The 12,291-nt window shown below is 61.7% G+C and carries 14 protein-coding genes; 7 read left to right on the forward strand and 7 right to left on the reverse strand.

The window, feature by feature from the left end; genetic code table 11:
• The first annotated feature begins 292 nt into the window (after window positions 1–292).
• Complete coding sequence (locus tag D9C15_RS30395; RefSeq protein ID WP_128003248.1) at window positions 293–1,342, forward strand: hypothetical protein; 1,050 nt, start codon at window positions 293–295, stop codon at window positions 1,340–1,342.
• 640 nt (window positions 1,343–1,982) lie between these two features.
• Here D9C15_RS30395 and D9C15_RS30400 read toward each other — a convergent pair.
• Complete coding sequence (locus tag D9C15_RS30400; protein ID WP_128003249.1) at window positions 1,983–2,282, reverse strand: helix-turn-helix domain-containing protein; 300 nt, start codon at window positions 2,280–2,282, stop codon at window positions 1,983–1,985.
• On the opposite strand from D9C15_RS30400, the gene D9C15_RS30405 reads away from it, so the two are divergent.
• The gene (locus D9C15_RS30405) at window positions 2,281–2,751 is read left to right on the forward strand and encodes a hypothetical protein (RefSeq protein ID WP_128003250.1); all 471 of its coding nucleotides are present in this window, start codon (window positions 2,281–2,283) and stop codon (window positions 2,749–2,751) included. The two genes, D9C15_RS30400 and D9C15_RS30405, sit on opposite strands and share 2 nt — an antisense overlap.
• Before the next feature lie 19 nt (window positions 2,752–2,770).
• Here D9C15_RS30405 and D9C15_RS30410 read toward each other — a convergent pair whose 3' ends face one another.
• Window positions 2,771–3,013 carry a helix-turn-helix domain-containing protein gene (locus D9C15_RS30410; protein WP_128003251.1) on the reverse strand — a complete coding sequence of 81 codons (243 nt, stop codon included), beginning with the start codon at window positions 3,011–3,013 and terminating at the stop codon, window positions 2,771–2,773.
• A gap of 84 nt (window positions 3,014–3,097) precedes the next feature.
• Between D9C15_RS30410 and D9C15_RS30415 the strand changes: the two genes are divergently transcribed.
• From D9C15_RS30415 to D9C15_RS30435, 5 genes are all read left to right on the forward strand, one after another.
• Complete coding sequence (locus tag D9C15_RS30415) at window positions 3,098–3,991, forward strand: hypothetical protein (protein WP_128003252.1); 894 nt, start codon at window positions 3,098–3,100, stop codon at window positions 3,989–3,991.
• Window positions 3,992–4,209: 218 nt separating this feature from the next.
• Window positions 4,210–4,635 carry a hypothetical protein gene (locus tag D9C15_RS30420; RefSeq protein ID WP_128003253.1) on the forward strand — a complete coding sequence of 142 codons (426 nt, stop codon included), beginning with the start codon at window positions 4,210–4,212 and terminating at the stop codon, window positions 4,633–4,635.
• Between the two features lie 165 nt (window positions 4,636–4,800).
• Window positions 4,801–6,366, forward strand: a complete 1,566-nt coding sequence (locus D9C15_RS30425) for a recombinase family protein (protein ID WP_128003254.1) — start codon at window positions 4,801–4,803, stop codon at window positions 6,364–6,366.
• On the forward strand, window positions 6,363–7,265 hold the full coding sequence (locus tag D9C15_RS30430; RefSeq protein ID WP_128003255.1) for a plasmid partitioning protein RepB C-terminal domain-containing protein: 903 nt from the start codon (window positions 6,363–6,365) through the stop codon (window positions 7,263–7,265). The genes D9C15_RS30425 and D9C15_RS30430 overlap by 4 nt, the downstream gene beginning before the upstream one ends.
• Window positions 7,262–8,149: a plasmid partitioning protein RepB C-terminal domain-containing protein gene (locus tag D9C15_RS30435; protein WP_128003256.1), complete on the forward strand. Its 888-nt coding sequence runs from the start codon at window positions 7,262–7,264 to the stop codon at window positions 8,147–8,149. The genes D9C15_RS30430 and D9C15_RS30435 overlap by 4 nt, the downstream gene beginning before the upstream one ends.
• Here the strand turns inward: D9C15_RS30435 and D9C15_RS30440 are convergent.
• From D9C15_RS30440 to D9C15_RS33780, 5 genes are all read right to left on the reverse strand, one after another.
• On the reverse strand, window positions 8,112–9,152 hold the full coding sequence (locus D9C15_RS30440; protein ID WP_128003257.1) for an HNH endonuclease: 1,041 nt from the start codon (window positions 9,150–9,152) through the stop codon (window positions 8,112–8,114). The genes D9C15_RS30435 and D9C15_RS30440 overlap by 38 nt on opposite strands.
• 26 nt (window positions 9,153–9,178) lie before the next feature.
• Window positions 9,179–10,441 carry an ATP-dependent nuclease gene (locus D9C15_RS30445; RefSeq protein WP_128003258.1) on the reverse strand — a complete coding sequence of 421 codons (1,263 nt, stop codon included), beginning with the start codon at window positions 10,439–10,441 and terminating at the stop codon, window positions 9,179–9,181.
• A 106-nt stretch (window positions 10,442–10,547) separates the two neighbouring features.
• Window positions 10,548–11,525, reverse strand: a complete 978-nt coding sequence (locus tag D9C15_RS30450; protein ID WP_128003259.1) for a tyrosine-type recombinase/integrase — start codon at window positions 11,523–11,525, stop codon at window positions 10,548–10,550.
• A complete protein-coding gene (locus D9C15_RS30455; protein ID WP_128003260.1) occupies window positions 11,518–12,045 on the reverse strand; it encodes a hypothetical protein in 528 nt (175 codons plus the stop codon). The genes D9C15_RS30450 and D9C15_RS30455 overlap by 8 nt, the downstream gene beginning before the upstream one ends.
• A 9-nt stretch (window positions 12,046–12,054) precedes the next feature.
• The coding region (locus tag D9C15_RS33780; RefSeq protein WP_205854951.1) for a hypothetical protein at window positions 12,055–12,291 on the reverse strand (237 nt) is incomplete at its 5' end.

Below are 12,291 nucleotides of genomic sequence, written 5' to 3' on the forward strand. Positions count from 1 at the left end.
CGGCCCCCGCTCGATTGAGTGAGAGGCTTGGCTAGCCCAAGTGCAGTTTGGGTCGATGAAGCGTGGCTGTCAAATCGAAGCTTGGAATCTCTTTCTATCCGGTAGCACCCGACCGGTTCGTTCTTTTATGTTTGATAGCAGGCCGCCATCACGCTGCCCGCGTATTCCCGACTTGGCTGGAAGGGCTTGCACGGCCGTACATGCCGCGGCCGAGACGAACACCTGCCGCACGCCTTGAAAAAAGTCGGCCTGCGGTTCCGTGTTATTGACGGTTCGCTCGTAGGATTAGCGCATGAAGCACGACACCAGCCAGTTCGTTGATCACTTCGTCTTCACGAAGAAGGCCCCCTTCATGCAGAGAGTGGGCGACCTCGTTCGAAGTGGCCACACCTCGTACATTCAAGGTCGCGTGAGCGTCGATAAGGCGGGCTTCTTGGCTGGCAAATTCGAATCCAGATTCTCGATCTGTCGGGACAATCTGGAGGCATCCCGCGCCCGACGGAAGGGGCTTTCGACCTCCCGGCTCATCCTTCTGGAACAGAAGGCCGATGAGGATCTGAGTTGGATACTTCTTCATCGACATGGAGCAGAGCTGGACCGCAGTGAAAAATGGCGTGACGCTCTCAAGGATCGAGTCAACATTACCGGCTTCGAGCTCGTCCGCATCACCAAACCCGAGGAGCCCAAACCCGTTTGGACGTGGAGATACTCACGCAAGCGACATGATGAAATCCGGGAGGAATTCATCATGCTCATCCGTCAACGACGTGATGCCGATCTCGAACGGATGATCGAGACGGTGTGGCGCACTCCCGGCTTTGCTGGCGCCCGGGATCAGGTCAAGAAGATCAAGGATCTGATTCTTTCGGAATGGCGCCGATCGCGCCAAGTCGGTCAGCTGCCGCCAACCTTTCCGGAACGCATGGGGTATCTGCGGCGGATCCCGGATGTTGGTGCGAAACTCAGTGCCGTCCGCAAGCGTCGATTGGCTGCTGGGCGGGCGCACATCGAAGCGAACCGGGACGCGTTGACGCCGGTGTTGCAGGCTCGCCGGGAGGAGAATCCGAGTTCGCGATGGTTCGAGTTTCTGGGCGGCACTACGCCGGTCGGGGACGTGCGGCCGGAAACCTTGTCGCTGCTGCAGGCCATCGTCGAATCGCGGATGCGCGAGGCCGACCGGCATCTCGGCACTGCCGATGCGGGGCGCTGGTTGGAGAGTTTCCTGGATTGGCCTCAGCCGCGATTCATGTGCAGCCGGCCGGCTGATGTCGTGGCGTGCCAGGAAGGTGTCGCGGAAGTCATCAATGGCCTCGTCTCTTTGCCCGCGGACTGTTTTGCTTAGTTCTTCTGCCGAGAAGTTGTCCGGAGCGGTCCGGAGGCAGGCTCCCAGGAAATAGGTCGGTCGGCGGCTTCTCATGTGCAGGCCACTGACACAGGCGCTGCATGCCATACTGAAAGCTCTATCGCCGAGCGTGCACCGCACCCGAATTGTCGATCACTGACGCCGCATTCCGTGGCGTCGGGGCTGGTCGGTATTGGGGTGTTCATGTCCAAGTGTGTGTACGAATCTCCGGAGCGAGTAGCTCGCGGCCCGTCTGAACCGAGCGAACAGCGGCAGAAGGTCCGGACGTTGTGGGCGCAGCGCCCGTTCCTCGTCGCTGCGGGTCAGTGCCTTGCTGTTCGGATGGACGGCGCGGAGCTGATGGTGGCGCTTCGCCGGGTCCAGTCGCCCGGCCGGGTGGAGTGGGTTCCGGCTGCTCGCGTGCTGACCTCGTCCGAAGCGGAGAGGTGGTCGAAGATGGGCTTCGTCAACTCGGACTGAACGACGACGTGCCCCGGCGCACCCGATGGCCGTGCAGTGCCATCCTCAATGCCCGGACGCCAACAGTGCCATCTTCAATGCTCTGGGTGTCCGGCCCTGACCGGCCGACCGGGGTCTCCAAACCGTCCGGTGCCGCCGCGGAAGCCGGGAGCGCGCCCGGCTATCGGCGATCAAGGTAGTCGGCTGGCAGCTCGGCCTCGGCCTCGGCGACCAGCTGGCTTCCGCTGATCCCGAGCGCCCGGGCGATCTTGAGGAGCGCGGACAGAGTCGGCAGGTGTTCACCTCGCTCGATCTTGCCGACGTGGCTGCGTTCGATTCTGGCCAGGTGAGCCAGCGCTTCCTGCGATATCCCCCTGATCGTTCTGGCGGCACGAACCGCCGATCCGAAGGCCTCCGCCACGACGGGGTCGGACGTCTTGGCGCCCTTCGGGCGACCTGGGCGGATGGATCGCTCCTGCATGGACAGGAGCATCCGTTGTTGCCACAATGAAACCCACGTTATCTTTAACTCATCACCGATGGATGATCTTCTTCTCGTGTTTCACGGACTCATGAAGCTGATGCTCGTTGTCGGCGTCATGGTGCTGGTTGCCACGGCGCCGCAGTCCGCCGGGGCCTCGGGCGTTCACGCTGCCGGCATGTCCGCACAGGCGCAGGCAGGCGGAACTCGAAGACTCTCCGACCACACGACGTTCGACGCCGACGACCCGCTCGATGGCGCGACCGACTCGGGGTGGGAGGAACGCCGAGTGTCGGAGGACAGCATCTGGTCCACCACATCGGATCGGGACCCGTTCGAACAAGACTTCAACATCGACGGCACGCCGATGTGCGGCGCTGTGGACATCAACGGCAACGCGTGGGGCATCACCGAAACTCACTTCGACGACTGGTGCTGCACGGGCACGTCGTCGAGCATGTTCGACTGATCCGGGCGTCGTGGGACGTTCAGGGCCTCAGCAGTTCGAACGGCTCCACGCCGAGCGCGAACGCAAGCTTCTCGAGGTTGTCGAGGGCGATGTTCCTCGCCTGGCGCTCGACATGAGCAACGAAGGTCCGATGCAGGCCGCACTCGAACGCCAGTGCCTCCTGTGACCAGCCTTTCTCGCGACGCAGAGAAACGACATTGGTGGCCAGCACGGCTCGCGCGCTGATCCTCTTCTTCGAGTGACCTCCGGTGGATGAAACCATCCGGGCCAGTCTCTCGACATGTCGCGTTTGCGTCAGCCGTGTTTAAGTCACAATTTCAGATCGACGCGGACAAGGGGAGAGCGCATGCGTGGCAAGTTCCAGGCCGTTGAGGGTGTGCTGGCAAACCGAGGACATCTCGTCTGCACACTGGTCTTCGCGATCGGCCTGTCCGCGTGTTCCACGAATCCACGCGTGGAAGGAGGCAGCTCGATCCAGGACTTCGCGAGGAAGCTGAACGGTCGCAGCTTCAGCTTCGAGACGACGGGGAAGATCTTCGTCCCGAGCATGTCCGGCGAGCCGGTGATGCCGCAGCGGATTCCGCGCGGTCTGCTCGTCGCCATTGCTCCGGCGATGGATCATTGCAAGCAGTCGGCGGGCGAGCTCTCGTACACCAAGTTCCAGTCGGCCGGCGAGCTGCAGCTGCCTCAGCGCGTGGTCTGCATGCGAGGCACTTCGCAGGCCTGGGCCCTCGAGATCGCTTACCTGGACGTCGGAACGCGAACGGGCGAAGACGCCATGGGCAGACCGACCCTGAGATACCTGACGATGACCACTCGGACGGATCTGCTCTCGGCGGAAGCGCTCGCATCGCGCATGCAGAGCGAACAGGCTCAGGCGCTGGCCGCGGAAACCGCTGCCACAAAGCGACGGGAACGCGAGGCAGCGGACGAACTGGAACGCCAGCGGATTGCCAGGATGCAAGAGGCCGAAGCGCGACGGCTCGCGGCCGAATGGCCCGCCCGGGTCGCGGAGTTCCGGAGTCGAATCAAGCCGGGCGATCGATTTCGCTGGACATCGCCGCCAGGTGCAGTCGGGAGCGGGCCGTTCGTCGGCATGGTGATCCGGGTCGAGGGCAAACTTGTCTTCGTGCAGTTCGAGAATCTCAAGATCGGTGGTCAGCAGACCCGCTTCGTGCGCAAGAACGAGATCGAGCCCTTCGATGGACCGACGCCGAGCGTCCGATTCGAGCTCCCGTGAAGCCATCAGCTCTGCACCGCAGGGTGCATCGAGAGCGCGGTGAGATCCGCATCCTTCCGAATCGGCCGAGGCATTGAACTTGGCACTGTTCGTCCACGAGCCTGATTCGAAGCAAGGCGCGTCCACTCCCAACCTCTGCCGACCCGCCCACGGCGTGCAGCGCACCGACCAGCTGCAGGCAACGCCTCCTCTTGTATCGAACCGGCAAGGGGATCGTCATGGCTGCTCGACGATGCGTCGCGTGCGGAAAGAGCTTCCGCGTCCTGTCGCAGGTGCCTGACCAGGCGTACTGCTCGGAAGCTGCCTGTCAGCGCGAGCGGCGAAAGCTGTGGCAACGGTCGAGACGAGAGGCGGATCCCGACTACGGTGACAACCAGTCACGCGCCCAGCAGGCGTGGATGGAAAGGAACCCGGACTACTGGCGAAAGTACCGCGAAGCACACCCCGAATACGCGGAACGGAACCGAGAGCTGCAGAAGCAGCGCAATCGCGATCAACGCGCCAGGAAGGTTGCAAAGAAGAACGCGTCCGCCATGCCGCCGCCGATGTTGCCCGGTGTCTACAGGTTGACACTGGCCTCCGAGGAAGGAGTTGCAAAGATGGACTCGTGGCTCGTCGTGCTGACGTTCGTCACCACGGATTGAACGCGGAGCGCAACGGGTTGCAAAGAGAGGACGTGATCGGCAGACGAAGAAGGCGCTGGTAACTTCTGCGAATCGAATCGTTCGACGGCTGAAGGCCGGGCGGGACAACCCAGCGGGATCCTCATGCCGGCCCTTCAGTCCCTTACCACGCTCCTCGTTCGGGCCATGTCGCAGCACGAAACCACGCCGCAGGAATCGACCGCCATCTCGCAACCGAGGGCTGCTCGCTATGTCCGTATGTCCACCGAGCACCAGCAGTACTCGACGGAGAACCAGGCCGACAAGATCGACGAGTACGCAGCCCACCGCGGCATCACCATCGTCAGGACCTACGCCGACGAAGGCAAGAGCGGCCTGCGGATCGACGGCAGGCAGGCCCTCCAGCGACTCATCCGGGACGTGGAATCGGGTGAGGCGGACTTCCAGATCATCCTCGTCTATGACGTGAGTCGGTGGGGAAGATTTCAGGACGCCGACGAGAGCGCCTACTACGAGTACATCTGCCGACGCGCCGGCATCCAGGTCGCCTACTGTGCAGAGCAGTTCGAGAATGACGGCTCGCCCGTCTCCACGATCGTCAAGGGCGTGAAGCGAGCGATGGCCGGCGAGTACAGCCGCGAGCTGTCGGCCAAGGTCTTCGCGGGGCAGTGCCGGCTCATCGAGCTCGGCTTCAGGCAGGGCGGACCGGCCGGCTTCGGCCTGAGGCGTGTGCTCGTCGACCAGTCGGGACTGCTGAAGTCGGACCTGGCCCGAGGCGAGCACAAGAGCCTGCAGACCGATCGCGTGATCCTGATGCCGGGCCCCGAGGACGAGGTACGCATCGTGGGTGAGATGTACAGATGGTTCGTGGAAGACGGCTTGGTCGAGTCGCAGATCGCGGGCAGATTGAACGGAATGGGGCTCAAGACCGACCTCGGACGGGACTGGACCCGCGCCACAGTGCACCAGGTCCTGACCAACGAGAAGTACATCGGCAACAACGTCTACAACCGGGTCTCCTTCAAGCTGAAGAAGCTCCGCGTGATCAACACGCCCGACATGTGGATCAGGAAGCCTGCTGCATTCGAGCCGATCGTCGCTGCCGAGGTGTTCTACACGGCACAGGGAATCATCCGCGCCCGCGCCCGCCGCTACAGCGACGAGGAGCTGATCGACAGACTGAAGGGCCTCTACCTGACCAAGGGATTCCTCTCCGGGATCGTCATCGACGAGGCGGAGGGCATGCCCTCGAGCTCGGTGTACGTGCACAGGTTCGGGAGCCTCATCAGAGCCTATCAGCTCGTCGGCTTCTCACCAGGTCGCGACTACCGCTTCCTAGAGATCAATCGAACGCTCCGCAGGATGCACCCGGAAGTCGTCGTCGAGACCCAGCGCCGCGTCGCGGAACTCGGTGGCAGGATCGAGCACGATCCGGACACGGACATGATGACAGTGAACGGTGAATTCACGATCTCCATCGTGCTGGCGAGATGCCACCAGAGTGACGAAGGACGCCGACGCTGGAAGATCCGCTTCGATACCGGCCTGCTGCCCGACATCTCCGTCGCCGTGCGGCTCGACGCGTCGAATGCGCGTGCGCTCGACTACTACCTGCTGCCCCGTCTGGACTTCGGCATCGAGAGAATCAGCCTCTCCGAACAGAACGGCCTGGAGCTGGAGAGCTACAGGTTCGAGAGCCTCGAATACCTCTACGACATGGCACGCAGAGAGAAGCTGCGGTGGGCAGCATGAGCGATGTCCAACAACGCGGGGAGGTCCGGATGATCGCGCTGGACAGCATCGACGTGCTGAATCCGCGCGAGCGCAACGACAAGCTGTTCGACGAGATCGTCGTCAACATCAAGCGGGTCGGATTGAAGAAGCCGATCACGGTGACGCCGCGCGCGGACGGCTCCGGCGGCGAACGCTACCTTCTCGTCTGCGGTGAAGGACGAATGAAGGCGTTCAAGGCCCTCGGCGAAGCGCACATCCCGGCACTCGTGGTCAACGTCTCGGACGAAGACGCCTTCATCATGAGCCTGGCCGAGAACATCGCACGGAGGCAGTGCCGGCCGCTGGAGCTCCTCAGTGGCATCGAACAGCTGCGGGACAAGGGATACAAGCCGAAGGAGGTTGCTGCGAAGACCGGCCTGACGCCGACCTACGTCCAGGGCATCCTCACCTTGCTCGAGCATGGCGAGCAGAGGCTCATCGTTGCGGTGGAACGCGGCGAGATTCCCCTGAACGCGGCGATCGCGATCGTCGGCGCAGGCGACGACGACAAGGCCGTGCAGGCAGCCCTGCAGGAGGCGTACGAGTCGGGGACGCTGCGTGGCAAGAACCTGCTGGATGCGAGGAAGGTCATCGACCGGCGGAAGACGCTCGGCAAATCCATCGCCCATGGAACTCCACGGAAGCGCGAACAGGTCACGAGCACGAGCCTCGTGCGCACCTACCAGAAGGAGGTCGAGCGCCAGAAGCTCATCGTGAAGAAGGCGGAGTTCACACAGCATCGTCTGCTCTTCGTCGTCTCGGCCCTCAAGCAGCTGCTCACCGACGAGCACTTCGCGACCCTGCTGCGGGCGGAAGGGCTCGACTCGCTACCGAAGCAGCTCGCGGAACGCGTCTGGGCCGGAGGCCATCCCGCATGAGCAAGGTCGGTCTCGGATTCGATCCTCAGCCTCTCGAAGTGCCGGTCGAGAACATCCTTCCTTCGCGCGGCATGCCCCCCGGCCTTGCGACCTCCCGCAAGTTCCGCCAGATCAAGGTCTCGATCGGCGAGATCGGGCTGATAGAGCCGTTGACGGTGTCGCCGGTGCCTTCAGATCCCGGTCGCTTCGTGCTGCTCGACGGGCACATGCGGCTTCTGGCACTGCGGGAGCTCGGCCGCACTCACGTCCCATGCCTCGCGGCGATCGACGACGAGTCCTATACCTACAACAACCGGATCAATCGACTGAGCTCCATCCAAGAGCACTACATGCTTCGCAGGGCCATCGAACGTGGCGTGTCGCCGGAACGGCTGGCCAAGGCGCTGAGCGTGGATGTCAGTCACATCATGAAGAAGATGAACCTGCTGGAGGGCATCTGCGCCGAGGCCGCTGCGCTGCTGGAGGACCGGCAGTTCTCGGCCGAGATGGCACGTGTCATCAGGAAGATGAAGCCGACGCGACAGATCGAATGCGTCGAGCTCATGACATCGGCGAACAACATGACGGTCGCCTACGCCGAAGCACTACTGGCCGCGACACCCGCGGAGCTCCTCGTCGACGGCAGGAAGCCTCGCAAGATGTCCGGCGTGACGAAGGAGCAGATGGCCAAGATGGAGCGTGAGATGGCCAACCTCCAAGGCCAATACCGGCTGGTCGAGCAGACATACGGCCAGGATGTGCTGAGCCTCGTGCTCGCCCGCGGCTATCTGGCCAAGCTGATCGAAAACGCTCATGTCGCCCGCTACCTTCGACAGCGAGCGCCGGAGATTCTGGAACAGTTCGAATCTATCGCTGCGGCAGCGTCGCTGGAAGGCGGCGGCTAGCAGCAGCACCCGTTGAGATCTTCTTCTGCGCCATGGGTGGCAACTGCGGCCCTGTTCGCAATGGCCAGTACTCGTTTCTGGCCCAGTGCAAGACAGCGAAGGACAAGACCGCCCCCTTCTGCTGGACCTTGACGAACCGCTCGAGCTCTGCCTCGTCTTCTATCGGCACATGCTGCAATGACTCGAGCAACGCCTGCCTTCGACCCTCGAACTGGTACCAGGTGTTCAGGTCCTGATACCGCGTTGGCAGACGGACCAAGCGAAGGAAGCCCTCCACTGCTGCATCGCCTCTTGCCGCGCTGATGCTGAGCTGCGCCTTCACGGGATCATGTGTGAAGCGGACGCAGCCCCCGATCTCCTTCACATATGGGGATGTCAAATGACCAACGACTCTTGCTCCCTTGGCAGCGGACGAGTTGCAGCCCTGACAGGCGGAGAACAGGTTGCGAGGGTGTACAGCGAGCAACGGGAACTTCGACTTGGGCAGAAAGTGCTCGACGATTCTTGTCCCCTGCGAGTTCATGGTGTCGAGATCACAGTATGGGCAGGTCGAAGGGTTCCCGTTGTCGCGACGAAAGTTTTCGTGAAACGTCTCTCTGGTCAGACGCGGAAGGCTCAACGATCGCCACACTTCGTCGCTGTCGAAGAGCTTTTCGTACAGGATATTGACGAACAGGCGCTTGATCTCAACAGCAACTTCCTCTTGGGGAAGTGAGTAGTTTCCAGAGGAAATGGCGGAGGTCTGATAGAGATAGAGCTTTTCCGCCCGCTGCAATGCCTTCTTGGGCGTTCTCTTCACCACAATGTCGCAGCGCTGTTCCAGCGTCTCCTTCTTCGACAGCTTGATTGAGAGCAGCGTCCTGAATCGACTTGCTTGGTCTGGGGGCAGCAATGGCGCAACAACGTCCGATACGACAGACTTCGCGACCTTTGCGCCTGTGAGCAAGGTTAGGAGGGGGACAACAAAGCCGCTTGCAAACGCGTCAAGCGCTTTGGCGTTCATCGAGTTACTGACGAGATGCATCCCTGCTACCGACCTTCGGCCGGATTGGCCTTGCCTTCCACCAACTTGAGCACGTCGTATCTCAGAGGTGACTCACCGACGCGTGCAGCCAATGCTCGCAGTTCTTCCATCGATGCCCCGGCCATCGCCTTTCGAACCGAGGTTTCAACGGCGTTCCGGTCCGGATGGAACAACGCGAATGCCACTGCCGACTCATTCGCAAGAAACAGTGAGCGGGGGGCTGGCTGGAAGGCGCCTTCTCTGACCAATACCAGCCATTCGTGCGGCACGGAGTTCAGTAGGGCAAACGAATGCGTAGCGATCAGAATGTGGGATCGGTATGGACGAAAGAGTAGGACGAGCAGGCTGATCAACTGACGGCACCACGAGGGATCGAGGTGAAGCTCGGGCTCTTCGAGAATCACGAGACTGTCGTTCTCGATTTCCCCAAGAATGGACAGGATGCGCAGCAGCAGCATCTTCTGTCCCGAGCTCATGTTCATTAGAGTTAGCTGCTCGCCATTACTCTGGAGTAGCTCGACATCGTTGATATAGATGTCGCCAGCGGCTTCTTGGTCAAGAATCGACTTGTCCACATCTACCCAGTCATCCTCATAGGCGTAGTTGTGCCGAGAACGCACCCGCACTCGCTGAGTGAACTTCGCAGCGAGCAGTCCTTCGATAGCCTTTACCGGTTCGCTGTACGCTCGGATTTGCTCGCACAGCCTAGCTATTGCAGTGGAGAGTGACGGAAAGCTGAAGTGGTTCCTGCCGTAAATCTGACCAACGTCGTACATGAATACTCGTTGATCGCCGACGTAGTTCCTTGGCCTTCGAGGTGGATATTCCCCCTGAAATGAGAACGCCGAAACAATGATCTTCTCGGGTAGGTATCGGCGGGCATCCTCGTACGCTATGCATCCTTCGAGATCGCTCGTTTCCCGAGTGAGTATCTTGTCAAACAGCCCCTCCACCTGGAGGTTTATGGGGCCCTTGCCGGTGTGACGATAGACGGCACACCGCACTCTTCGCTTCGGCGCGATCGAGCGGCTGTACTCGACCCGGAAGGCTCCGGGCACGCGCTCCGGAAATCGTTCGAGGTTGTGAAAGAGCTGGGCCAAGAACGACAGGAGCGAGGTCTTGCCTCCCCCATTGGGTCCAGCGAAGACAGTGAAGACCGACCGGCCATAGACGGAGCTGCCGACGAACCTATCGTTGAGTTCAATGAAGTTGATGGAAGCGGAGTTGAGACGACGGTGCTTTCCAATCTGAATTCGCTCGAGCTTCAATTCAGTGCCTCGCCTTGATCACGACTTTGGTGCTGGAGTGTGCCAGCAGGAAGAAAGCTGAAAGTCCGGCTTGCGTCCGCTCTTTCTGTCGACACGGTAGCTGAACTCAGATCACGATCCTTTCCACTTCGCGATGCGTGACCTGACCGACTCGGCGGTCGTAAAGGCCGGTTGTCCGTGCCGATTCGTGCCCGGCCAAGGCCTGGGCCACTTCGAGTAGTCCACCGTTCCGCAGGTACTCGGTGATGCCAGTTGCCCGGAAGCTGTGGCACCCGACCCGAGTCTTGATGTCCGCAGCGCTTGCCCGCCGGCGGATCATCCTGAACACATCCGCCTGCGCCAAGGCCCGCCCCGACAGTGAGCCGCTCCGACCGGTCACGGACTGGAAGAGGACACACCGTCCTTCGCTGATACGGGCACTGTCGATGTAGGCACGCAGCCACGCTTCGAGGCTTGGGTGGCACGGGACTTCATGGAGTTTGCCGCCCTTCTCGTGCAGGCGAACCCATGTCTTCCGGCCCTGGATGTAGACATCGGCTCGGGTCATGCCGATCACAGCGCCGACACGCGCGAAGGTGTAGAGCATCAGACCGAGAAGCGCACGGTCGCGCAGGCCGATGATGTCCGAAGTGTCGATGGCGTCCAGCATCGCCCTTGCCTCTTCGGCCGTCAGAACTTGGGTCCTGCCTTTGCTGGCGGAGTATCGAGGCCCGCGCACGGCGCCTGCGGGGTTGACCGGCACGACCTGTCCGACGACAAGCCAGTCGAACAGCATCCTCAGTGCAGCCAGGCGCTGCTTCACCGACGGTGGCGCCAGATCGAGGCTCTCGATGTATGCCGCCACATGGATCGGCTGGACCTGCCGAACATCCCGCACAGAACGCTTCTCGCACCAGTTCGCGAAGTCCGAGGCCGCTCGGGCGTAGGCCTTGCGCGTGTTCTCGTTCCGGATGTTGACCGCGAAGAACTCGACCGTGCGCCTGGCCGACGCCTCGTCACCGCAAAACAGCGCCGGCACGCCCGCCCGGTATGCAGCAAGGGCCGTCCATCGTGTCGACGGTACGAGGGGTTCGCGGTCAGACATGGAGAGACCAGACCTGGATGTCGCTCCGTTCGTACTTGGGTTCCCGGTTTCCGGCGCTCTCGCGGCCGAAGAGCGGTGCGTAGAAGACGTAGCGATGCTTCATGCGATGGCGCGCGACGCGCCGGACCGCGCCAGATATGTGTCGAGCCAAGCCCTCGCTCATGCACGGCAGGACGATGGCGCCAAGCACGCCGGGGTCACGAGAGACGATTGTCAGTTCCTGCTCTGCCTCGGGCAGCGGTGCAACCAGTAGGGGGCCGATGCCCGAATGCATCCGATGCAGCTCGCTCAGAGCCGCGGCGATCGACATGAACAGCGCGATTTGGCGAAGGCTCTCGAAACCCGAGAGCGTCCGGGACATCGTCACGTCCGGATGCAGGCCGAGCACTGCGTCGCGCGTCAGATCGACTGCGTTTTGGTGGCGAGACAGGCGTACGAGCAGGTTGCGCGAGGCATCGCGGGCCATGCGCGAGAAGTCACTTTCGGGGAACGGGCCGGACGCAAGTATGGACATCAGCAAGTCAATCGCTCATCGATCGGCGACTACCGCACCGTTATCAATCGACGCAGGCAATTGCGTCTTTGTGGCGGCTTGACAATGTGAATTATAAAGGACGTTATCATACATTATAGCCTCGTGAAACACCTGCAAGGGGCGGGCGACGATGGAAGCTCTCAAGGTCGTATTCGATTGCGGCAGGCCGCATGTGTCCGCGCCGATCGAACTTTGACCCACCCTGCCGACTGAACTTTGACCCAGGGCTGG

This window comes from Piscinibacter defluvii, from assembly GCF_004011805.1.
In the GTDB taxonomy this organism is placed as follows: domain Bacteria; phylum Pseudomonadota; class Gammaproteobacteria; order Burkholderiales; family Burkholderiaceae_C; genus Piscinibacter; species Piscinibacter defluvii.